The sequence below is a fragment of the Novosphingobium sp. genome (assembly GCF_019748365.1).
In the GTDB taxonomy this organism is placed as follows: Bacteria; Pseudomonadota; Alphaproteobacteria; order Sphingomonadales; family Sphingomonadaceae; genus Novosphingobium.
In genome coordinates, this window is the sequence record NZ_JAIEPN010000101.1 from 15,196 (window position 1) to 37,540 (window position 22,345).

23 protein-coding genes are annotated in these 22,345 nt (G+C 66.4%); 13 read left to right on the forward strand and 10 right to left on the reverse strand.

Annotated elements, in window-relative coordinates; all coding sequences use genetic code 11:
• Positions 1–4: 4 nt before the first annotated feature.
• The 3 genes from K5Q19_RS12905 to K5Q19_RS12915 all read left to right on the forward strand — a co-directional run bounded on the left by K5Q19_RS12905 (position 5) and on the right by K5Q19_RS12915 (position 3,319).
• A complete protein-coding gene (locus K5Q19_RS12905; protein WP_292945794.1) occupies positions 5–1,081 on the forward strand; it encodes a phosphotransferase family protein in 1,077 nt (358 codons plus the stop codon).
• Positions 1,082–1,171: 90 nt separating this feature from the next.
• Positions 1,172–2,470: an MFS transporter gene (locus tag K5Q19_RS12910; RefSeq protein WP_292945795.1), complete on the forward strand. Its 1,299-nt coding sequence runs from the start codon at positions 1,172–1,174 to the stop codon at positions 2,468–2,470.
• A gap of 51 nt (positions 2,471–2,521) precedes the next feature.
• Positions 2,522–3,319: a rhodanese-related sulfurtransferase gene (locus tag K5Q19_RS12915; protein ID WP_292945796.1), complete on the forward strand. Its 798-nt coding sequence runs from the start codon at positions 2,522–2,524 to the stop codon at positions 3,317–3,319.
• A gap of 101 nt (positions 3,320–3,420) precedes the next feature.
• Here the strand turns inward: K5Q19_RS12915 and clpB are convergent, their stop codons facing one another.
• Positions 3,421–6,000 (reverse strand): ATP-dependent chaperone ClpB, encoded by a 2,580-nt coding sequence (gene clpB / locus K5Q19_RS12920; protein ID WP_292945797.1) that lies wholly within the window; start codon positions 5,998–6,000, stop codon positions 3,421–3,423.
• Between the two features lie 518 nt (positions 6,001–6,518).
• Between clpB and K5Q19_RS12925 the strand changes: the two genes are divergently transcribed.
• The 4 genes from K5Q19_RS12925 (at position 6,519) to K5Q19_RS12940 (ending at position 11,648) form a co-directional block, all read left to right on the forward strand.
• Positions 6,519–9,377, forward strand: coding sequence for a pitrilysin family protein (locus K5Q19_RS12925; protein WP_292945798.1), 2,859 nt, complete (start codon positions 6,519–6,521; stop codon positions 9,375–9,377).
• A gap of 109 nt (positions 9,378–9,486) precedes the next feature.
• Entirely contained in the window at positions 9,487–10,191 is a 705-nt protein-coding gene (locus K5Q19_RS12930; protein ID WP_292945799.1) for a hypothetical protein, read from the forward strand.
• A complete protein-coding gene (locus K5Q19_RS12935) occupies positions 10,188–10,862 on the forward strand; it encodes a hypothetical protein (protein WP_292945800.1) in 675 nt (224 codons plus the stop codon). The genes K5Q19_RS12930 and K5Q19_RS12935 overlap by 4 nt, the downstream gene beginning before the upstream one ends.
• Before the next feature lie 45 nt (positions 10,863–10,907).
• On the forward strand, positions 10,908–11,648 hold the full coding sequence (locus K5Q19_RS12940; RefSeq protein WP_292945801.1) for a hypothetical protein: 741 nt from the start codon (positions 10,908–10,910) through the stop codon (positions 11,646–11,648).
• A gap of 40 nt (positions 11,649–11,688) precedes the next feature.
• On the opposite strand, the gene gatB is transcribed toward K5Q19_RS12940, so the two are convergent.
• The 7 genes from gatB to rpsU form a co-directional block, all read right to left on the reverse strand.
• Positions 11,689–13,188 (reverse strand): Asp-tRNA(Asn)/Glu-tRNA(Gln) amidotransferase subunit GatB, encoded by a 1,500-nt coding sequence (gene gatB, locus K5Q19_RS12945; RefSeq protein WP_292945802.1) that lies wholly within the window; start codon positions 13,186–13,188, stop codon positions 11,689–11,691.
• A gap of 2 nt (positions 13,189–13,190) precedes the next feature.
• Positions 13,191–13,586, reverse strand: coding sequence for a PIN domain-containing protein (locus K5Q19_RS12950; protein WP_292945803.1), 396 nt, complete (start codon positions 13,584–13,586; stop codon positions 13,191–13,193).
• Complete coding sequence (locus K5Q19_RS12955) at positions 13,583–13,870, reverse strand: AbrB/MazE/SpoVT family DNA-binding domain-containing protein (RefSeq protein WP_292945804.1); 288 nt, start codon at positions 13,868–13,870, stop codon at positions 13,583–13,585. Before K5Q19_RS12955 ends, K5Q19_RS12950 begins: the two co-directional genes overlap by 4 nt.
• Before the next feature lie 50 nt (positions 13,871–13,920).
• Complete coding sequence (gene gatA, locus K5Q19_RS12960; protein ID WP_292945805.1) at positions 13,921–15,405, reverse strand: Asp-tRNA(Asn)/Glu-tRNA(Gln) amidotransferase subunit GatA; 1,485 nt, start codon at positions 15,403–15,405, stop codon at positions 13,921–13,923.
• Complete coding sequence (gene gatC / locus K5Q19_RS12965; RefSeq protein WP_292945807.1) at positions 15,405–15,707, reverse strand: Asp-tRNA(Asn)/Glu-tRNA(Gln) amidotransferase subunit GatC; 303 nt, start codon at positions 15,705–15,707, stop codon at positions 15,405–15,407. Before gatC ends, gatA begins: the two co-directional genes overlap by 1 nt.
• 54 nt (positions 15,708–15,761) lie before the next feature.
• Positions 15,762–16,304: an FKBP-type peptidyl-prolyl cis-trans isomerase gene (locus K5Q19_RS12970; protein WP_292945809.1), complete on the reverse strand. Its 543-nt coding sequence runs from the start codon at positions 16,302–16,304 to the stop codon at positions 15,762–15,764.
• Positions 16,305–16,484: 180 nt separating this feature from the next.
• On the reverse strand, positions 16,485–16,691 hold the full coding sequence (rpsU, locus tag K5Q19_RS12975; protein ID WP_054121618.1) for a 30S ribosomal protein S21: 207 nt from the start codon (positions 16,689–16,691) through the stop codon (positions 16,485–16,487).
• Positions 16,692–16,876: 185 nt separating this feature from the next.
• Here rpsU and crcB point away from each other — a divergent pair, with 185 nt between their 5' ends.
• Genes crcB through K5Q19_RS13005 form a run of 6 tightly spaced genes read left to right on the forward strand, consistent with a single transcriptional unit; the run spans position 16,877 to position 20,822 of the window.
• Positions 16,877–17,296, forward strand: coding sequence for a fluoride efflux transporter CrcB (crcB, locus tag K5Q19_RS12980; RefSeq protein ID WP_292945811.1), 420 nt, complete (start codon positions 16,877–16,879; stop codon positions 17,294–17,296).
• Complete coding sequence (locus K5Q19_RS12985) at positions 17,293–18,642, forward strand: RluA family pseudouridine synthase (RefSeq protein WP_292945813.1); 1,350 nt, start codon at positions 17,293–17,295, stop codon at positions 18,640–18,642. Before crcB ends, K5Q19_RS12985 begins: the two co-directional genes overlap by 4 nt.
• On the forward strand, positions 18,642–19,244 hold the full coding sequence (locus K5Q19_RS12990) for an FMN-binding negative transcriptional regulator (protein ID WP_292945815.1): 603 nt from the start codon (positions 18,642–18,644) through the stop codon (positions 19,242–19,244). Before K5Q19_RS12985 ends, K5Q19_RS12990 begins: the two co-directional genes overlap by 1 nt.
• Positions 19,241–19,903, forward strand: a complete 663-nt coding sequence (locus K5Q19_RS12995; protein WP_292945817.1) for an HAD-IA family hydrolase — start codon at positions 19,241–19,243, stop codon at positions 19,901–19,903. Before K5Q19_RS12990 ends, K5Q19_RS12995 begins: the two co-directional genes overlap by 4 nt.
• On the forward strand, positions 19,900–20,130 hold the full coding sequence (locus tag K5Q19_RS13000) for a hypothetical protein (RefSeq protein ID WP_292945819.1): 231 nt from the start codon (positions 19,900–19,902) through the stop codon (positions 20,128–20,130). The genes K5Q19_RS12995 and K5Q19_RS13000 overlap by 4 nt, the downstream gene beginning before the upstream one ends.
• Positions 20,127–20,822: an ATP12 family protein gene (locus tag K5Q19_RS13005; protein WP_292945821.1), complete on the forward strand. Its 696-nt coding sequence runs from the start codon at positions 20,127–20,129 to the stop codon at positions 20,820–20,822. Before K5Q19_RS13000 ends, K5Q19_RS13005 begins: the two co-directional genes overlap by 4 nt.
• On the opposite strand, the gene K5Q19_RS13010 is transcribed toward K5Q19_RS13005, so the two are convergent.
• On the reverse strand, positions 20,819–21,394 hold the full coding sequence (locus K5Q19_RS13010) for an ABC-type transport auxiliary lipoprotein family protein (protein WP_292945823.1): 576 nt from the start codon (positions 21,392–21,394) through the stop codon (positions 20,819–20,821). The two genes, K5Q19_RS13005 and K5Q19_RS13010, sit on opposite strands and share 4 nt — an antisense overlap.
• Positions 21,395–21,402: 8 nt before the next feature.
• On the reverse strand, positions 21,403–22,341 hold the full coding sequence (locus K5Q19_RS13015; RefSeq protein ID WP_292945825.1) for an MlaD family protein: 939 nt from the start codon (positions 22,339–22,341) through the stop codon (positions 21,403–21,405).
• Positions 22,342–22,345: the final 4 nt, after the last annotated feature.

Below are 22,345 nucleotides of genomic sequence, written 5' to 3' on the forward strand. Positions count from 1 at the left end.
CAGCATGACCGAACCCGTCATCGACGCTCAGGCCGCCTTCACCGGCACAGTCGCCCCCGAAGGCGCGGACAAGCTGGACGAAGGCAAGCTCACCGCATGGTTCGAGGCGAACGTTGCGGGCTTTCAGGGTCCGCTTACCGTCTCGAAGTTCAAGGGCGGCCAGTCGAACCCCACCTACAAGATCGACGCGCCCTCCGGCCCATATGTCCTGCGCCGCAAGCCCTTCGGCAAGCTGCTGCCCTCCGCCCACGCGGTGGACCGCGAATACAAGGTGCAGGCCGCGCTCGCCGGCACCGCCTTCCCAGTCGCTCCGCAATATGGCCTGTGCACCGATGACGATGTGGTCGGTAGCTGGTTCTATGTCATGGGCTGCGTCGATGGGCGCACGATCTGGGACGGCGCCATGCCCGGCGCCACGCCCGAGGACCGCCGCGCCACCTATTTCGCCATGGTCGATACCCTCGCCGCGCTCCACAGCGTCGATGTGGACTCCGTCGGCCTTTCCGATTTCGGCAAGCCCGGCAACTACTTCGGCCGCCAGGTCGATCGCTGGACCAAGCAGTACCGCCTCTCCGAAACCGAACGCATGGAGCCGATGGAGCGCCTGATCGAGTGGCTCCCGCGCACCCTGCCCGAACAGACCCGCGTCAGCGTCGTCCACGGCGATTACCGCATCGACAACATGATCTTCGCGCATGGCGAGCCCAAGCCTCTCGCCGTGCTCGATTGGGAGCTCTCGACGCTGGGCGATCCCCTCGCCGATTTCACCTACTTCGCGATGGCCTGGTCGACCGAGAACGGCGGCCGCAGCGGCGTCATGGACCTCGACCGCAAGGCGCTCGGCATCCCCGAACTCGATGAAGTGATCGCCCGCTACTGCGAGAAGACCAGCCGCGACGGCATCGCCGGCATGGACTGGTACCTCGCCTACAACTACTTCCGCCTCGCCGGCATCATCCAGGGCATCAAGAAGCGCTACCTCGATGGCACCGCGAGCAGCGCGCACGCCAAGACGATGTCAGACCGGGTGGGGCCGCTGGCAGACATGGCATGGGACTATGCGGTGAAGGCGGGGGCCTGAGGTCCTCCCCATTTTTGCAAACCACGAATGGGGAGCCCGAAGGGCTGACGGAGGGCTAATGGCAGGCACCAGATCCGCGAAAGGAAGAGGATGAACGAACCGGCAGTGCCCGCCTCAAGACCCCAGTCTCTGCGTCTCGTCCTCGCGGTCCTCCTCGTCGTCTACATCTTCAACTTTCTCGACCGCCAGATCGTCAATATCCTCGCCGAACCGATCCGCCGCGATCTTGGCCTCTCCGATACCCAGATCGGCCTGATGACGGGGATCGCGTTTGCCGCCTTCTACACTTTCCTCGGCATTCTCATCGCGCGCTATGCGGATCGGCCCTCGACCAACCGGGTCGGGCTGATTGCCGGGGCACTGGTGATCTGGTCCGGCATGACCGCGCTGTGCGGGCAGGCGCAGAACTTCGTGCAATTGCTGCTCGCCCGGATCGGTGTCGGCGTGGGGGAGGCCGGATGTTCGCCCGCCGCGCATTCGCTGATCGCCGATCTCGCCCCGCCAGACAAGCGCGCCTCGGCCCTGTCGATCTATGCGCTCGGCATTCCCATCGGCACGCTGCTCGGCATGCTGATCGGCGGCCAGCTGGCCGATGCCTATGGCTGGCGGGCAGCATTCGTCGTGGTGGGCGTGCCTGGCATCGCGCTGGCGGGCGCAGTCATGCTGCTGCTGCGCGATCCCCGCCGCTCGGGCGATGCTCTGCGTGCCGCAGCCGCAAGCCCGCCGCCCAAAGCCCTTACCAACCGCGAGGCATTGGCCGAGATCCTCACCTCGCGCGCCTATGTGCTGCTGCTTGCGGCAGGCTCCTCGGCGGCCTTCCTCAGCTATGGCAAGGCCACCTGGACGACCATCTTCTTCCAGCGCACCCACGGCCTCACCGCAGGCGAGACCGGTTTCTGGTTCGGCATCTGGGGCGGGGTGGCTGCGATCATCGGCACGCTCGCGGGGGGCTGGCTGGCCGATCGGTTCGGCAAGATCAACCGGCGCCACGTGATGACCGCGCCCGCGATCGGCTTTGCCCTCGCCGCGCCGCTTTCCATCGCGGCCTATTTCATGACCGACTGGCGCTGGGCCCTCGCGCTGCTGATGATCCCCACCGCGCTCAATTCGCTCTACTACGGCCCCTGCTTTTCCAGCGCACAAGGGCTGGTGAAGCCCGAGGCCCGCGCCATGGCAAGCGCGCTGCTGCTGTTCAGCCAGAACCTCATCGGGCTGGGCCTCGGGCCGCTCTTCTTCGGGATGCTTTCTGACTGGATCAAACCGATCGCCGGCGGAGAAAGCGTGCGCTGGGTGCTCTACGGCGCGGCCTTGATCGGCTTCGCCCCGGCCTTTTTCTTCTGGCGCACCTCGCTGCGGCTGAATGAAGAGCTCGACCGCAAGGGGACGTAAACTCCGGCGATCACTCTTGCCCAACCCTGCCAATGCGCTAACGCCGCGCGCATGGCCCTCACCGTCGCCGCGCTCTATCGGTTCGCCCGCTTCGATGACCCGGCAGCCCTGCGCGCGTCGCTGCTGGACGCCTCTGCTTCCGCCGGCATCAAGGGCACGCTCCTGCTCGCCCGCGAAGGCATCAACGGCACCATCGCAGGCAGCGCGAACGGGATCGCTGCCGTGCTCGCCCACATCCGTCAGCTCCCCGGCTGCGCCGATCTCGACGTCAAATACTCCAGCGCAGAGACGATGCCCTTCGGCCGCCTCAAGGTCCGCGTGAAGCGCGAGATCGTGACGATGGGCCAGCCGGACATCGACCCGCTCGCCAGCGTCGGCACCTACGTCGCCCCGCATGACTGGAACGCGCTGATCAGCGATCCCGACGTGATCGTGATCGACACCCGCAATGATTACGAAGTCGCCGTCGGCACCTTTGCGGGCGCGATCAACCCGGAAACCCGCTCGTTCCGCGAGTTCCCCGGCTGGTTCCGCCGCGAGCGCGAACGGCTATTAGGCACTGGCAAACCCCGCAAAGTCGCGATGTTCTGCACCGGCGGCATCCGCTGCGAGAAATCGACCGCCTTCCTCAAGGCCGAAGGCATCGAGGAGGTCTACCACCTCAAAGGCGGAATTCTGCGCTACCTCGAAGACGTGCCGGCCGGGCAGAGCCTGTGGCAGGGCGAATGCTTCGTCTTCGACGAACGCGTCGCCCTCGGCCATGGGCTGACTGAGGGCGAGCACGCGTTGTGCCGGGCTTGTGGCCGCGCCATCCCCGCAGGGGAAAGCTGCCGCTGCAGACAAAGCTGACCTGCCCCTCCCCCGCTCGGGGGAGGCTGGGTGGGGGTGCGCGGCGCTCGAATAGCAGGCGCCGTCCCCCATCCCCCAACCACTCCTCACCGGGGAGGGGCTTAACCCACCACAAACGTCAGCGCGCCGTCGCCCTCGTCGATCCGCACCGCACTGCCGTCGGGGATCTCACCCCCCAGCAGCCGCTCGGCGAGCGGATCCTGCACGTAGCGCTGCACCGCGCGCTTCAAGGGCCGCGCGCCATAGACCGGATCGTAGCCCACCCGGCCCAGCCAGCGCTTCGCCGCATCGGTGAGGTCGATCACGATCTTGCGGTCCTTCAGCAGCTGCTGCACCCGCGCCACCTGCAGATCGACGATCGGCGCCATGTGCTCGTGGCCCAGGCGGTGGAACAGGATGATCTCGTCCAGCCGGTTCAAAAACTCCGGCCGGAAGTGCCCGCGCACCACGTCCATCACCTGCGGCTCGACCATCGAGACGTCCTGCCCTTCCTCCAGATTCGCCAGATACTGGCTGCCAAGGTTCGACGTCAGCACGATCAGCGTGTTGGTAAAGTCCACCACGCGGCCCTGCCCGTCAGTCAGGCGGCCATCATCCAGCACCTGCAGCAGCACGTTGAACACATCCTGGTGCGCCTTCTCCACCTCGTCGAACAGCACGACCTGATAAGGCCGCCGCCGCACCGCCTCGGTCAGAACGCCGCCTTCATCATACCCCACATAGCCCGGAGGCGCGCCGATCAGGCGGCTCACGGAATGCTTCTCCATGAACTCCGACATGTCGATCCGCACCATCGCGTTGTCGTCGTCGAACAGGAAGCCCGCGAGCGCCTTGGTCAGCTCGGTCTTGCCCACGCCGGTGGGGCCGAGGAACAGGAACGAGCCCAGCGGCCGGTTCGGATCCTGCAAGCCCGCACGCGCGCGCCGTACTGCCTTGGAGACGGCCACCACCGCATCGCGCTGCCCAATCACCCGCTTGCCGATGGTCTCTTCCATCTTGAGCAGCTTCTCGCGCTCGCCCTGCAGCATCCGCTCGACCGGCACGCCGGTCCAGCGGCTGACCACGCCGGCGATATCGTCCGCGGTCACTTCCTCGCGCAGAAGCGCGTTCTCCGCCATGCCCTGTGCTTCGGCGAGCTGCTTCTCGAGTTCGGGAATCCGGCCATAGGCAAGCTCCCCCGCCTTGGCGAGATCGCCCTGCCGCTGCGCCTGCTCCAGCTCGATCCGCGCCGCATCGAGCGCTTCCTTGATCTTGCCTTCCGCAGCGATCTTGTCGCGCTCGTTCTGCCAGCGCGTCGTCAGCTCGCTCGATTGCTGCTCCAGATTGGCCAGCTCCTCGCGCAGCGCCGCCAGCCGGTCCTTCGAGGCTGCGTCGCTTTCCTTGGCGAGCGCCATTTCCTCGATCTTGAGCTGGATGATCCGCCGGTCGAGGTTCTCGATCTCCTCGGGCTTGCTCTCCACTTCCATGCGCAGCCGGCTCGCCGCCTCGTCCATGAGGTCGATCGCCTTGTCCGGCAGGAAGCGGTCCGCAATGTAGCGATTGCTGAGCGTCGCCGCCGCCACGATGGCGCCGTCGGTGATCCGCACGCCGTGGTGCAGCTCGTACTTCTCTTTCAGGCCGCGCAGGATCGAGATCGTGTCCTCCACGGTCGGCTCGCCCACGAACACCGGCTGGAACCGCCGCTGCAGCGCGGGGTCCTTCTCGACGTACTTCTGGTATTCATCCAGCGTCGTAGCCCCAATGCAGTGCAGCTCGCCGCGCGCCAGCGCGGGCTTGAGCAGGTTGCCCGCATCCATCGCGCCTTCGCTTTTGCCCGCGCCGATCAGCGTGTGCATCTCGTCGATGAACAGGATGATTTCGCCCTCGGCGCCCTTCACCTCGTCGAGCACGGCCTTCAAGCGTTCTTCGAACTCGCCGCGATACTTTGCGCCCGCGATCAGGCTGCCCATGTCGAGCGCCATCAGGCGGCGGTGCTTGAGGCTGTCGGGCACGTCGCCATTGGCGATGCGCAGCGCGAGGCCCTCCGCAATCGCGGTCTTGCCCACGCCCGGCTCGCCGATCAGCGCCGGGTTGTTCTTGGTCCGCCGCGCCAGGATCTGGATCGTCCGGCGGATTTCCTCGTCACGCCCGATCACGGGATCAAGCTTGCCCTCACGCGCGGCTTCCGTCAGGTCGCGGGCATACTTCTTCATCGCTTCATAGGCGTTCTCGGCCCCTGCGCTGTCTGCCGTCCGGCCTCCGCGCAGCGCGGTGATCGCCGCTTCCAGCGCCTGCGCCGTCACGTTCGCGGTCTTGAGCGCCTGCCCCGCCGCTGTGGTCGTCGCCAAAGTCAGCGCTACGAGCATGCGCTCGACCGTGACATAGGCATCGCCGCTCTTCGCCGCGATCTGCTCGGCGGAATCGAGCACGCGCACGGCATCGTTATCCAGCCCCGGCGTCTGCTGCGCCCCGCCGCCGGAAACCGCCGGGATCTTGGCCAGCGCCTTGTCCACTTCGGCCAGCGCAACGGAAGCCGTGCCCCCGGCGCGCTGGATCAGCCCCGATGCCATGCCCTCGCTGTCTTCCAGCAAGGCTTTCAGCACATGTTCGGGCGCGATCCGCTGGTGGCTATTGCGGATGGCAACGGTTTGCGCCGCCTGCAGAAAGCCCTTGGCGCGATCGGTGAATTTCTCGAGGTTCATGGTGTGGATTTCCTCCTGATGACCCAAAGGTAGTGTGTCATTTCGGCCACACAAGGACATGGGTCAAAATTCGCTGCGGCTTGGCGCCTGCGTACATGCCGGGCTTTCGCGCATCCGCCCGTTTTTCTCGGCGACCTTCCATCAGCGCCGCTCATGCGAAACGCCTGCTCGCGGTGCGCCTCTGAACCAGCCTTGTGGCACTCCCGTCGATGCACAGATGGCGTTCGTCGGGCACTGACTGTCCTACAGCCGGGCTCGGCGCTATGCTTGATCGGATGACCTCCGTCGCCGCCCCCACTCCCCGGCATCTGATCGATCCAGCCGATCAAAAATCCGCCAGTGATCGATTGCAATTATTCCCCAGGACAGTGTCAACCCTGTCAACCTCTCACCCATCGGGGCAGAGAATCGTCGTCGCCGATTTAGCTTCTGTTCAGCCAAGCCATGCTCTGAAGCGAGGCGATCAACCATCCCAGCGCGCCTGCCATCCGGCACGCCGCCCCAGCCGCAGGATCACCATGCCCCGTTCGCTAATGGCCTCGTTGCTCGCGCTTCCCGTCCTGCTCGCCGCCGTGCCCGCGCTCGCCGCCGATCCCGCCGCGCCCCCGGTTCCGGCACTTGCGCTCAAGGCCGCGCCGGTTGCCGAGCTCGTGAAAGCGGTCGACATTCCCTATGAGCGCTTCACGCTCCCCAACGGCCTCACCGTCCTCGTCCACACCGATCGCAAGGCCCCGGTCGTCGCCTTGTCCGTCTGGTACAAGGTCGGCTCCAAGAACGAGCCGCGCGGCAAGACGGGCTTTGCCCACCTCTTCGAACACCTGATGTTCAACGGCTCGGAAAACGCGCCGGACGATTTCTTCGGCCCGCTCAAGGAAGTCGGCGCGACCGATGCCAACGGCACGACCTGGTTCGACCGGACCAACTACTACGAGACCGTGCCCAAGGGCGCGCTCGACCGCGCGCTGATGCTCGAAAGCGACCGCATGGGCCACCTGCTCGGCGCGGTCACGCAGGAGAAGCTCGATAACCAGCGCGGCGTCGTCCAGAACGAGAAGCGCCAGGGCGACAATTCCCCCTTCGGCCTCGTCGAATACGAAGAGTACGAAACGCTCTATCCTGCCGGGCATCCTTATCACCACACCACCATCGGCTCGATGGCCGATCTCGACAGCGCCAGCCTCGATGACGTGAAGGGCTGGTTCCGCGATCACTACGGCCCCAACAACGCGATCCTTGTGCTCGCGGGCGATATCGATCTCGCCACCGCGAAGGCCAAGGTCGAAAAGTGGTTCGGCGCAATCCCGGCAGGGCCGGCCGTCCAGCCGGTCGCCGTCCCGGTGCCGACCCTGCCTGCGCCGATTGCCCGCACCTTGCAGGATCAGGTCGCCACCACCCGCGTCTACCGCATGTGGGCGATTCCCGGCCTCGACAATCCCGATTACCTGCCCCTCTCGGTCGGCGGCCTGATCCTTGGCGGGCTTGCCAGCTCGCGGCTCGATGATGCGCTGGTGCGCGGCGCGCAGACGGCTGTTTCGGCCTCCGCCCACGCCGATATCTTCGCGCAGGGCGGCCAGTTCATCATGCAAGCCGATGTGAAGCCCGGCGCGGACCCGGCCAAGGTCGGCGCCGCGCTCGACAGCGAACTCGCGCGACTGATGACCGAGGGGCCCACGCCCGACGAACTCGCCCGCGCCGCAACCACCTATGCCGCCAACGAGATCCGCTCGCTCGAATCCGTCGGCGGCAACGGCAAGGCGGCAACGCTGGCCGAGGGGCTGCTCTATTCGGGCGATCCCGCGCACTACCGCAAGGAACTCGAAGCTGCAGCGAAGCTCACGCCGACGGCGGTCCGCGATGCGCTGGCGAAGTGGCTGAAGCGCCCCGTCTTCGCGCTCACCGTTGTCCCCGGCCCGCGCACCGGCGGCGGCGAGGCGCGCGGCGGCGATCCCGCGCTGCCTCCGGCGGTTGCGGCAGCACCGGCCCCCGCTGTGGCCACGGCAACCGGCGCAGATGCCGACCGCAGCAAGATTCCGCCCGCCGGCGAGGTCCCCACGCTCGAATTCCCCGCGATCGAGCGCACCACCCTCAAGAACGGCATCAAGGTCGTGTTCGCCCGCCGCAGCGCGGTGCCGATCGTCTCGGTGCGCGTCTCCTTCGATGCGGGCTACGCCGCCGATCCCAAGGACGCGCGCGGTACCACCGCACTGCTGCTGCGCCTGATGAACGAAGGCACCACCAGCCTCGATTCCTCGGCGCTCGCCCGCGCCAAGGAAGCGCTCGGCGCCTCGATCACCGGCACCGGCCTTCCGGATTCCACCACGTTCGAGCTGGGTGCGCTGGTCCCCAACCTCGCCCCATCGCTCGATCTCCTCGCGGACTATGTGCGCCATCCGGCACTCGATCCCAAGGAGCTGGAGCGCGTGCGCGCCCAGCAGCTCTCCACGATCCAGTCCGAGCGCACCGATCCCTACTCGCTCGCCAGCCGCGTGCTCTATCCCGCGATCTACGGCCCCGCGCATCCTTATGGCTATGCCCCGAGCGGTACGGGCGAGGCGGATGTCGTCAAGAAGCTCACGCGCGCAGACTTGGCCGCCTTCCATGCCCGTTGGCTGCGGCCGGACCGCGCGACGATCTATGTCGTGGGTGATACCACGCTTGGCGAGGTCGTCCCGCAGCTTGAGAAGAGCTTCGGCAACTGGCCGTCAAACCGCATGGCCGCGCCGGTGAAGGACTTCTCCGCGCCGATCCCGACGCCCCGGTCCCGCATTGTCCTCATCGACCGGCCCGGCTCGCCGCAATCGATGATCCTCGGCGGCGAAGTGATCGGCGCGAAGGGCATCGACGATACGGTTACCCTGCGCACGGCAAACGACGTGCTGGGCGGCGATTTCCTCAGCCGGATGAACACCAACCTGCGCGAGACCAAAGGCTGGTCCTACGGCGTCAGCAGCTTCATCAACGACCGGGCGGAGAAGCTGATGTTCGCGATCTACGCGCCGGTGCAGACCGATCAGACCGGCCCCTCGATCCGCGAACTGCAGGGCGAGATGACGCGCTACCTCGGCCCCAAGGGGACCACGCCCGAAGAAACCGCGCTCGCCACGCAAGGCAGCGCGCGCGAGTTGCCCGGCATGTTCGAAACCTCGGGCGCAGTGCTCGATGGCATCGCCAAGATCGAGACCTACAAGCGGCCGGACACCTACTTCGCCGCGCTTCCCGCCCGCTACCGCGCGATGACCCCCGCCGTTCTCGACGCCGCCGCAAGGGCGACGATCGACCCGGCCAAGCTTGTCTGGGTGGTGGTCGGCGATGCGGCCAAGGTGAAGCCGCAGCTCGACGGACTGGGCCTGCCGGTAGAGGTGGTGAAGGGGGAGTAGGGCTGCCGCTGTTTCGGTTGCAATTGCGCTGGCAAGCGGCCCGATGCTTGGCTATCTTGTTGGCACTTGGCCTCTCCGGCCGTGATGGAGCCTTCGGGGGGAGGCGCAGATGGCGAGAATTGCGGCCTTTCTTTTGGCCATCATGCTCGCCGCGCCTGCCCTGGCGCAAGATCTGCGAAGTGCTGATACTCTCGCTCGCCCCGCCTGCGAGCTCCATGTCTGGCCCAGCGCCGGGCTGTCCGTCATGCGGGCGCATGCGCACGACAATTTCGTCTGGAGCGCGGGCGATGGTCAGCGCGGCATTGTCGGGCTGGTCTCACATTCTGCAGCGGCCTCGGGCCCCAACGTGAACGACAACTTCACAACCGAGCATTACGGCCCCCGCCAGAACGGCCCGCTCACCCCATCACGCCAGATCGCACTCATGCAGGCGCTCCCGCTTGCCGAAATGCTTGGCCTGCCGGGCTACCGACCCGTGTTCCACACCGGGAGCATGACCCTTGCCGATGTGCGAAAGCCGGCACGACTGAGCGCGGATGGCCCGGCCTGCCATGCCGAACTGCTGCTGACCGACCTCACCTACGCGCGGGTCTACGCGCATGGCCACAATCTCAAAGCATTCTGGGTCCTGCGCGATTTCGGCTCCGATCCCACGCTCAAGCGGCGTGCGGGCCTGCCGGAAGAAGATCCGCTCACGGTTCCCACCGACGAGACGAAGCGGACCGACGACGCCTTCTTCGCAGACCTCGAACGGGCCTTCACTTCAACACTCCAGCATTTTGGCCGTGACCTGCAGCGGAAAGCAAAACCATGAAGAGAGCCGGTTTCGTAAAGGTGTGCCGTGGCCTACTTGCCGGCGCATTCGCCGCCCTGGCCGGCTACACTGGCACGGCCGCCCATGCGCAGGAGCGCGCCTCGCAGCCCTCCCCCGCCTGCACGCTCCATGTCTGGCCCGGCAGTTCCCTGCGCTCCACCTATTCGGGCTGGCTCCACGGCGGCCTCGTCGATGGCGCGGTCAACGGGCGGGATGGCTATCGCAAGCTGCCCGAAAAACCCCTCGACACTGCGCGGCAGAAGCAGGTGCTGGAAGGCATCGACATCGCCGCTGCGCTGGGCCTTGCCGGATATACGGTCGTCGTTCACCCCGAAACGCTGGACAGCCGGACCTTGCGCACGACGCCGGGGCCGTGGCTCGCCGATGGCGGTGCGTGCCACGCCGAACTCGCGGTCGATGACGTCTTCTTTCAGGAAGACGTGTTCAGCGGACGATCGCTCAAGGTGATCTACCGCTATCGCAGCTTCCGGGGCGCCGCGACGCCCGAACGCACCTTTGGCCAGATCATCAGCGAGAAGCTGACCTTGTTTCCGCCGGCAAAACCGGAGGACGATCCAAGGCCCGGCTTCGACGAGCTGGCCGCCGCCATGGGCAAGAGCATCAAGGATTTCGGCGCGGTGCTGATGGCGCCGCCACGCAAGAAGCGCTGACGCCAGCCATCCATCCGGCAGTGAATTTCAAAAGGGGAGACAGACGTGAAGATGAAGTTGATGTTCCTGGGCGGAGCCATGCTGCTTGCCTGCGGATCGATGGCCGCAGCGCAGGAAGCAGCGCCTGCACCAGCTGACACGGCGACCACCGCCGCTCCCGCCCCTGCAGCGCCCAAGGGCCCCGAGACAGTGGTTCACGCCCCCACTGCGACGGCTGATGGCTGCGAACTCCATGTCTGGCCTGCCGAGCGCATGAACTCGATCACCACCGGCTGGCTCGGTGGCGGTCTGCTTGATGCGGCGATCCACGCCAACCGCGATTCCAGCAACAAGACGCTGATGGCCAGCGCGCTCGACAGCCCCAGCCAGCTCGATGCGCTGCTGTCGATGGACCTGCGCGGGCTGCTGAAGCTTTCGCCCGGCACGACAATCGTGACCCATGCGACGCCGATCGAGCGCAAGAGCATGAACGCGGTGAAGACCCGCCGTTCGGATTCCAAGGCGAAGTGCTATTCGGAACTGATCGTCGCTGACCTGTTCTACCAGAAGGCCGCGATCTACGGGCGTTCGCTGAAGACGCTGTTCCTGGTGCGCGACTTCGGATCGGACGACAAGATCGATTTCCAGTACAAGGCCTGGGGCGGCAATGGGCTCAAGTTGTTCCCGCCGAAGGAAGGCGAAGATGCCCTCGCCGCGCTCGATGAACTCGTCGGCGTGTTCAAGAAGAACTTCACCGAATACGCGGGCAACGAAGCCAAGGCGCCGCGCACGCCCGAAAAGCTCTGAATGAAGGAGGATGTGCTTCGCCCCGAGGGGCGAAGCACCTTCAGCCGAGCTTCGCCTTCAGCACTTCGTTGACGAGCTGCGGGTTGCCCTTGCCCTGCATCGCCTTCATCGTCTGGCCGACGAAGAAGCCGAACAGCGCTTCCTTGCCGCCCTTGTACTGGGCGACCTTGTCGGCATTCGCGGCAAGCACGGCATCGACCGCGGCCTCGATTGCGCCGGTGTCGGACGTCTGGGTCAGGCCCTCGCGCTCGACGATCACGCCCGGTGCATCGCCCGTCTCCAGCATCTTTTCGAGCACCTGCTTGGCGATCGAGCCCGAGATCGTGCCCTTGCCGACAAGCGCCAGCAGCTCGCCGCCCGCTTGCGCGCTGACCGGGCTTTCAAGCAGGCTCTTGCCCAGCTTGTTGAGCGCGCCGAACAGTTCGGAGGTCAGCCAGTTGGCCGCCTGCTTGGCGACTTCGCTCTCCGGCTTGCCCTGCTGCGTTGCCGTGGCTGCCAGCAGCGCCTCGAACCAGCGCGAAGTCTCGACCTCGGCGGTCAGCACGCCGGCATTGTAGGCGGAGAGGCCCAGCACCGTCTCATAGCGGTGGCGCTTCGCGTCCGGCAGCTCGGGCAGGCTGGCGCGGCATTCCTCGAGGAACGCGTCGTCGAGCTCGACCGGCAGCAGATCGGGATCGGGGAAGTAGCGGTAATCGTGCGCGTCTTCCTTGCTGCGCATCGAGCGGGTCTCGTTGCGGTCCGGATCGTAGAGCCGGGTTTCCTGCACGACCTTGCCGCCGTCCTCCAGCAGCGCGACCTGGCGCTTCGCTTCCTGCTCGACCACGGCCATCACGAAGCGCACCGAGTTGACGTTCTTCGTCTCGGTCCGCGTGCCGAAGGGCTCACCGGGACGGCGCACCGAGACGTTGACGTCCGCGCGCATCGAGCCCTGGTCCATGTTGCCATCGCACGAGCCGACATAGCGCAGGATCGTGCGCAGCTTGGAAAGGTAGGCCCCGGCTTCGGCGGGCGAACGCATGTCCGGCCGGCTGACGATTTCCATCAGCGCCACGCCCGAGCGGTTGAGGTCGACATAGGACATCGTCGGGTGCTGATCGTGCATCAGCTTGCCCGCATCCTGTTCGACATGGATGCGCTCGATGCCGATGGTCTTGGTGCTCTCGGGGTTCTTGTCGTCGAGCTGCACCTCGATCGCGCCCTCGCCCACGATGGGGTGGTAGAGCTGGCTGATCTGGTAGCCCTGCGGCAAGTCCGCGTAGAAGTAGTTCTTGCGGTCGAAGCGCGACCACTTGTTGATCTGCGCATTGATGGCAAGACCGGTGCGCACGGCCTGGCGGATGCACTCGCGGTTGGGCACCGGCAGCATGCCGGGCATCGCCGCATCGACGAGGCTGACCTGCGTGTTGGGCTCCGCCCCGAACGCGGTGGCGGCGCCCGAAAAGAGCTTCGCCTGCGTGCTGATCTGCGCATGGACTTCGAGGCCGATCACGACCTCCCATTCGCCGGTTGCGCCCTGGATACGGTATGCGGTGTCGGTCATGGTCAGTCTTCTGTCGGATCGATGATCTGGAGGCCCGGAAAGTAGCTCTGAAAGCCCTTACGGTCCCGCGTGACGAGAGGCCAGCCCCTGATTTCGGCCTGCGCACCGATCAGGAAGTCGGGGAGGATGGCAGTCCGCTCGCCGCCACGCCGCCGATACTCGGCGAAGGCTTGTCCGGCGCGAAACGCGTCCTCACGAGTGAGAGCAGTGAGCAGTATGTTCAGCCGGTCAAGCGCAGCTTCAAGTTCAGTCGCAGCCGGAAAACTGGGCGCAACTTCTGCGAAAATCACAAGGTTGATGTGGATCGTGCGCAGCGCCTGCCATTCAGCGAGGCGATCAAACATTTTCGGCTGTGCTTGCTGGAACAGTGCAATCAGCACGTTGCTATCGAGAATCACACCTCAGGCCCGTCACCGCGGATCCAGCGCTGGTACTCAAGGCCATCCATCCCGGCGAACGGATCCTGAAGTTTGAACTCGGCGCGCACCTCATTGAGGCGCTTCAACCAATCCGCCTTTTTCTTCTCGATGGACATGCGATCATCTGCTCGCAGGATGCGCGCATTGCCGTCAGCGTCCAGCTCGAACTCCACGACCTGCCCTGGTGCAAGGCCAAGGGCATCGCGGATATCCTTGGGCACAGTCACTTGGCCCTTGGAGGTCATGTTGGACTGGTAATACATCTTCTAGGTAATACCAAAACTGTAAGGAAGCGTCAATTACGCCCCAGCCCTCACCACCACTTTGCTGGACGCGCGGTGAACCCTGCGCGGGCTTCGATCGCGAGGCCCGCATCGAGCACGCCCTGTTCGTCGAACGGACGGCCGATCAGCTGGAGTCCGAGCGGCAGGCCCTGCCGGTCAAGGCCCGCAGGCACCGACATCGCGGGTAGTCCAGCCAGCGAGGCGGGCACGGCGAACACGTCGTTGAGGTACATTGCCAGCGGATCGCTGACCATCTCGCCAAGGCCGAAGGCGGCGGTCGGCGCAGTGGGGGCGAGGATCACGTCGACGGTCTGGAATGCGTCCATGAAGTCGCGGCTGATCAGCGTGCGGACCTTCTGCGCCTGCGTGTAATAGGCATCGTAGAAGCCCGCCGAGAGCACATACGTGCCGATGAGGATGCGGCGCTTCACTTCCGCACCAAAACCGGCGGCGCGGGTGGCGGCATACATGTCCTGCAGGCCAGCGCCCTGTGGCAGATCGCGCAGGCCGTAGCGCACGCCGTCATAGCGCGCGAGGTTGGACGAAGCTTCGGCGGGCGCGATGATGTAGTACGCAGGGAGCGCATACTTGGTGTGCGCCAGATTGATGTCGACAATCTCGGCGCCCGCGTCCTTGAGCCAGGCAATGCCTTCGTCCCACACGCGGGCGACGTCGGCGTCCATCCCGTCCATGCGGTATTCGCGCGGGATGCCGACCTTCTTGCCGCGCATGTCGGCGTTGAGGCTGGCTTCCCATTCCGGCACCGGCAGGTCGAGGCTGGTCGAATCCTTCGGATCGAACCCCGCCATCGCTTCCAGCATGATTGCGCAATCGCGCACGTCGCGCGCCATCGGTCCGGCCTGATCGAGACTGGAAGCAAAGGCGACGATGCCCCAGCGCGAGCAGCGGCCATAGGTCGGCTTGATGCCCGAAATGCCGGTGAAGGCGGCGGGCTGACGGATCGAACCGCCGGTGTCGGTGCCCGTTGCGGCAGGGGCGATGCGCGCGGAGACGGCAGCGGAGGAGCCGCCCGAAGAGCCGCCGGGTGCCAGCTGCGCATCGCTGCCTTCGCGCCGCCACGGCGAGATCACGTTGCCGAACGCGCTCGTCTCGTTGGACGAACCCATCGCGAACTGGTCAAGGTTGAGCTTGCCGAGCATGCCCGCGCCCGCATCCCACAGCTTCTGGCTGACGGTGGACTCATAGGGCGGCACGAAGTTGCCGAGGATGTTTGATGCGGCTGTGGTCTTGGTGCCCGTCGTCGCGAAGAGGTCCTTCATGCCGATCGGCACGCCAGCCATCTTGCCGAGCGCCTTGCCCGCCGCGCGGTTCGCATCGACGGCGGCGGCGGCTTCGAGTGCCTTCTCGGGCGTCAGCGTGATGAAGGCATTCAGCGCAGGCTGGGCGGCGACGACGGCAGCGTTGAACGCGCCAGCCACTTCAACGGCGGTAAACTCGCCCTTCGCCACGCCTTCGCGGATCGCAGCGACGCCAAGGTCAGTAAGGTCCGTCATCACTCGATCACCTTGGGCACGCCGAAGAAGCCGTGTTCACCGGCGGGTGCGTTGGAAAGCACCTTGTCCTGCACGTCGCCGCCGGTCAGCGGATCGGCGTTCACGACATCGTCGCGCAGGCGCTGCTTGTTGGGGATCACCGCCGTCATAGGCGCGATGCCTTCCACGTTCACTTCGCCGAGCTGTTCGACCCAGGCGAGGATGCCGTTGAGTTCGGGCACCATCGCCGCGATCTCCTCTTCGGTGACCTTGATACGGGCCAGCGAGGCAATCCTGGCCACCGTGGCAGTGTCTACGGACATGGCTGTCTCTCGAAAGTCTGGGGCCAGCAGCCGTGCCGCTGGCCGGGAACACAATCAGGGCTGCGGAGCGGACTCGGCGCCGCCCTTCGGCGCGCTGCCCATCTGCTGCTGCAATTGCTGAAGCATCTGGCGGCGCTGTTCGATCTCGGCCGCGCTCTTGAAATCGAGCAGTTCGACATCGAACGTCAGATCGCTGTTGGCCGGGATCACCACTTCGCCCGTAGAGGGGTTCTTCTGGTCCTGCGCGCCATAGGCGAGCGCGGCGGGGATGATCAGCTTGTACTTGCCCTTGCGCTGCATCTTCTGCAGCCCCTGGCTGAACCCGGGGATCACGCCTTCGACCGGCATGGCGACCTGCGAGCCCTTGTCGAATTCCTTGCCGCTGGCGAGATGGCCGACATAATTGACCAGCACGACGTCACCCACCGTCGGCGAAGGGCCGGAGCCCGCCGTGAGCGTTTCAACAACAAGGCCCTGATAGCGCGTGGCCCAGGCCGCCGTGGCGCCGATCAGCAGCGCGAGAATCACGCCGATCCAGATGCGGGTGAGCGATCCCTTGCCAACCGGCTGGAGCGGAACGCGGGTGATTTCCGACATGTCTTCCCCTTTTGCGGAGCCTGCGGGCTGGCTCCGATTCCATGCCCTGATGCCGCGCCGACAGGCGTCGGACAAGCGAAAGGGCGCCGCGAATACGGCGCCCTCTTGGCCCAGCCGGACCCTTATCGCAAGAGGCTAAGGGCGGCTTCGTGCCGCCCCAGAGCTTACGCCCCCAGCAGCTTACTTGCCGCCGTCGCGCTCAAGCCGCTTGCGCTCCATCTTGCGGGCGCGGCGGACAGCAGCGGCCTTTTCACGGGCGCGCTTTTCCGAGGGCTTTTCAAAGTGACGGCGCAGCTTCATCTCGCGGTACACGCCCTCACGCTGCAGCTTCTTCTTGAGCGCGCGAAGGGCCTGGTCGACATTGTTGTCGCGAACGAGAATCTGCATAAACCGCTACACCTCAATGCTGATGGCGAGAGCCCGCCCACGCGGGAGTCACCTTGAATTACAGAAATAGAAAGGGCGCCGAATCCGAACGGATCGGCTCTCACGCGGCGCCCGCTACCAAAAGAGCCCCCGCAAGGCAAGCAATCTCGTGCATTTGGCGCCCGCCTGCGTTAGGGGCTTGGCCGATGACATCACCTGCACCTTTGCTTGCCAGCGTTCCGCCCGGCCTTGCTGTCGCTGCCGGCGGCGCGCTCGGCGCATGGCTGCGCTACCAGACTGGCCGCCTGTTCATGGCCGCTATCGGGCCGGTTGCGGCCAGCGCTTTCCCCTGGGGCACCCTCACCGTCAACGTGCTGGGCAGCGCCGCCATGGGCCTGCTTATGGGCTGGCTGGCGCGGCACGGCACCGGCGGCGAGACATGGCGCCTGCTGCTCGGAGTCGGCGTTCTGGGCGGCTACACCACCTTTTCCTCGTTCGCGCTGGAATTCGCGGTGTTCGTCGAACGGGGCCAATTGGCGCTTGCGATGGGCTATGTGGCGATTTCGCTGGTGGCAGGTTTTGCCGCGCTGTTCGCCGGCCTCTGGCTGATGCGGGTGGCGGCATGAGCGATACTCAGGGAAATGCGGACGACGTCCGCCAGTTCACTGTCGGCAAGGACGACGACGGCGTTCGGCTCGACCGCTGGTTCAAGCGCAATCTGCCTGCGGTCGGCTTCGCCACCGTCTCGCGCTGGGCGCGCACCGGGCAGCTGCGCGTCGATGGCAAGCGCGCCGATGTCGATACGCGGCTCGAAAAGGGCCAGGTCCTGCGCGTGCCGCCGGGTGGCAGCGCGCCGGCCGGGATCAAGGGCACCCGGCCAAAGAAGCCGCTGACCGAAGACCAGATCGCGCTCGCCGAGAGCATGATCCTGACGCAGGATCGCGCCGCGATCGTGCTCAACAAGCCGCCGGGCCTTGCCACGCAGGGCGGCAGCGGCACGCATGAACATGTCGACGGCCTGCTCGATGCCTATGCCGACGAGAAGGGCCCGCGCCCGCGCCTCGTCCACCGGCTCGACAAGGATACCTCCGGCGTCCTCCTCATCGCGCGCACCCCGGGCAGCGCGGCGTTCTTTTCGAAGCGCTTTTCGGGGCGCAGCGCGCGCAAGATATACTGGGCGCTGATCACCGGCGTGCCCGATATCAAGGACGGCCTGATCGAACTGCCGCTCGCCAAGCAGCCGGGCACAGGCGGCGAGAAGATGATGGTCGACGAGAGCGAGCACGGCCAGTCCGCCCGCACGCGCTACCGGGTGATCGGCCGCGCAGGCAATGCGGCATGTTGGGTGGAACTGCAGCCGCTCACAGGCCGCACGCACCAGCTTCGCGTTCACATGGCGGCAATCGGGCATCCGATCGTGGGCGATGGCAAGTATGGCGGGCAGGCCGCGTTCCTCACCGGATCGATCAGCCGCAAGATGCACCTCCACGCGCGCCGCCTGCGGATCGAGCATCCGGAAGGCGACCTGCTCGACGTGACCGCGCCGCTGCCCGAGCACTTCGCGGCGAGCATGGCGCAGCTCGGCTTCGACGAAGCCGATGGCGAGCTGCCGCTGGAGCCGGTCAAGCTGATCCCCGACAAGGTGATCGAGAAGCGCGCCGCCAAGGCCCATGCCAAGGAATACCGCAAGGAACGCCGCGGCGAGCGCCGCAAGCGCATCGACGCCCCGCCGAGCGGTCGTGCCGCACCCAAGCCGCGCGCTGGCGTCAAGAAAGGTCCCGGCAGCAAGGCGCCCACCGGCACTGCGCTAGCCCGCGCCTCGGCGGGCCGCGCTTCTGCCGAACGCAATGCGGCAGAGCGCAGCGCCAATGGCGGCAAGCCGGTGCGCCGCGCGCCTGCAGCAGGCAAGAGCGCTGGCAGCAAGCCGAAAGCCCCAACCGGCGGAGCGCCGCGCCGTAGTCCGAGAGGCTGATGCATCCGAACCCGGCCTTCCGCACCGATGACCGAACGCTGTTTTCCGCGCTGATCGCGGAAGCCGGCTTCGGCATGGTGTTTTTGGGCACGCCTGACGGCCCGCGCGTCGCGCATGTGCCGCTGCTGCTGACCGAAGCAGGCACGCTGCGTTTTCATCTCGCGCTCGGCAATGCGCTCACCCGCCACCTCGATGGGGCGCGGGCGCTCGCCGTGGTCAACGGGCCGGATGGCTATATCTCGGCGCGCTGGTACAGCGATCCCGATCAGGTGCCGACCTGGAACTACCTCGCGCTTGAAATGGAAGGCCCCGTCCGGCGCATGGACCGCGACGGCCTCCTCGCGCTGCTGGAAGACGTCTCCGCCCATCACGAAGCGCGCGTCACCGCAGGCACGCCCTGGACCATGGACAAGATGGCCCGGATCAAGCGCGACCGCATGATGGACATGATCGTGGGTTTCGAGCTGACGGTCGAGGCGTGGCGGCCCACGGTGAAGCTTTCCCAGAACAAGCCTGCCGAAGAGCGCGCGCGGGTGATTGAGGGCCTCAAGAGCGAAGGCAAGCTCGCCCTCGCCGCGCTGATGGAGCAGCTGGCGAAATGACGATCAGGCTCGCCATCTTCGATTGCGACGGCACGCTGGTAGACAGCCAGGCCGACATATGCGCCGCGATGGACGCCGCCTTCTCCGCCGCCGGGCTGACCCCGCCCGACCGCAACGCCACGCGCCGTGTTGTCGGCCTTTCGCTGCCCGAGGCGATGCGCCGCCTCCGCCCCGATGGCACGAACGATGATCACACCCTGCTCGCCCAGCTCTACCGCGACGCCTTCCGCGAGCGGCGCATGGCAGGGCAGGTGGCGGAGCCGCTCTACGACGGCATCGCGGGGCTGATCGAGGAACTGGCAGGCGCCGGCTGGCTGCTCGGCGTCGCCACCGGCAAGAGCGACCGCGGCCTTGTCCATTGCCTCGAAACGCATGGCCTCACCGGGCACTTCATCACGCTGCAGACCGCGGACCGGCATCCCTCGAAGCCGCACCCGAGCATGATCGAGGCCTGCCTTGCCGAAAGCGGCGCGGCGGCCAGCGAGACCGCGATGATCGGCGATACCGCGTTCGACATGGCGATGGCCGTCAACGCCGGAGTCCGCGCCATCGGCGTCGACTGGGGCTACCACCACCCGCGTGAGCTGGTTGAGGCCGGCGCGGAGGCAGTCGCGGGATCGATCGCCGAACTGCGCCTGCTGCTGAAGGGCATGGAATGAGCGAGACGACGGGGAAGGATCCCGCTGCCGCGCGCTTTGCGGTGCTGCAACTCGTACGGCTTTCGGGCGCGCTGCTCGCCTTTGCGGGGGTGCTGATCATATCCGGCAAGGTGAGTTGGCTGCCGAAGCTGCCCGAGGCGGCGGGCTACGCACTGCTTGGCGCGGGTCTGGTCGATTTCTTCGCCGGGCCCATGCTCCTCGCACGGCGCTGGAAGAGCCGTCCGTGAAGCGGTTCTACAAGGCCGTGACGGTTGCCGTGGAGGGAACGGGCTTCCGGGTCATGCTCGATGGCCGGCCCTTGCGCACGGTTGGCGGCCGCGCGCAGATCGTGCCCACCGCCCCGCTGGCCGAAGCGCTTGCCGCCGAATGGTCGGGACAGGGCGACGAAATCGATCCCGCGCGCTTCGTGTTCCGCGATCTTGCCGATTACGCCATCGATGTGATCGTACCCGGCAAGGCTGCGGTGGTCGAGGAACTCATCCCCTACGCCGAAACCGACACGCTCTGCTACCGCGCCGAGCCAGACGAAGCGCTCGGCATCCGCCAGCGCGCGGTGTGGGATCCGCTGCTGGCGGCGGCAGAAGAACGCTGGCAGGCGCGCTTCGTCCGTGTCGCCGGGATCATGCACCGCCCGCAGCCCGATGAAACGCTGGCCCGCCTGCGCGCAGACCTCGAAAGCCGCGACGGCTTCACGCTCGCTGCCGTGAAGACCACAGCCTCGCTCGCCGCCTCGCTGGTGCTGGGCCTGATGGCCGTCGAGCCCGGCGCCGATATCGACGCGCTGTGGGATGCCGCCAATCTCGAGGAGGACTGGCAGGCCGAACTCTGGGGCAAGGACGAAGAAGCCCAGGCCCGCCGCGCCCGCCGCCACGCCGCGTTTGCGGCTGCCGCGCAGTTTGCCGTTATGGCGCGGGGCTAACCCACCCAGTCGGCGATTTCGCCCGCGACCTTGTTGGCGGCGCGGTTCAGCGCAGGGCCGATCTCGTCCGGCTCGGGATCGACGCCGGACACCGTGCTTTCAAAGCGCCGCGTCTCGATCTTGCCGTCCGGCAGCCACTTCATCGCATCGAAGCGCACCACGGCGGAGTGGGTCGGCACATCGAAGCCCATCGCGAGCAGGCGGCCGCCGACGCGGGTGCCGCTGGTGTTGCGGTCGGCCTCGACCACCAGCCCCTTGCCGCGCGCGCGCAGTGTTTCGGCGATGAGGTGCTGGAAGGCGCGGCTCGGCCGCTCGACCCATTGCGTGCCCTTGATATAGGCCACATTGGCCGCATTGATCTGCACCGGGATCCGCAAGACCGAAACCGGCGCTGCTGCTGCGGGCTCGAGCACCACAGTCGCATCCGCCAGCGTGCCACTGCTGCTGGCTCCGGCGGCGGGTTCGGCCTCCGGGGTAAGGCTCAGCAGGGTGCCCGGCGGCTTTGCCCCGATGCTCACGCAGCCGCTCAGCGCAGCCAGCAAGACAAGCGACGCGGCGAAGGTTCGGGTCATGCGGGCGCTCATGGCTTGTAATCCGGCAGTTTGGGGCTTCCCACGGCACTGCTGATGCCGCGGTCGCTGATCTGGTCGGTCAGCGCGCGGATCGAGCGCGAGGTGGCCTCGATATCACGCAGCGCCGCTTCGAAAGCCGGCAGGGTGCGGTCGTTGAATTGCTTCGCGGCGGGCTTCGTCTCGTCCATCGTCGCCTGCAGCGAATCCGCCGCGGCCTGCGCGGACTTGAGCGTGGCGCGCAGCTGTTTGGCCAGGCCGTTCGAGGGATCGTTGATCGAAGCGTCGGTCGAGGTGGCCAGCTTGTCCACCGTGGCAAGCGTAGTGGTTGCCTGCTGCAAGGTGAGTTGCAGCTCGGCCAGCGATTTCTTCACCTCGGGCGAAGCGCTCGCGAGATTGCCGGTCAGCTGGTCGGTATGCGCCAGAATGTTGGCAAAGGCCTTCTGGTTCTGATCCGAAAGTACCATGGTCAGCCGCTCGGACAAGGTCGCCAGACGTTCCAGCAGCAGTGGCGCGTTCGAGAGGATTTCGCCGAGACCGCTGCGCTTGGTCGGGATCACTGGCGCACCGGCAGGGCCTGGTTCGTCGATTTCCGGCGCATCCTTGATCGCACCGGTCAGTTGGATCGTCGAGACGCCGGTAAAGCTGCCCTGCAGGCTGGCGGTAGTGCCCTGCAACAGCTTCACATCACGATCGACCTTGATTCGCACGCGCACGAAGCTCGGGTCTTTCTCCCAGAGCGTGATGTCCTTCACCTGCCCAACCGGCACGCCGGAATAGGACACTTCCGACCCCTTGGCGACGCCGTCGACCGACTGCTTGAAGAAGATGTCGAAGTCCTTCTGCTCGTGCTGGCTCAGCCGCGCGATCCAGATCAGCAGCGCGGCCAGCCCTGCCAGGAGGAGGATGGTGACGATCCCCACCCAGATATGATTGGCACGCGTTTCCATCGGC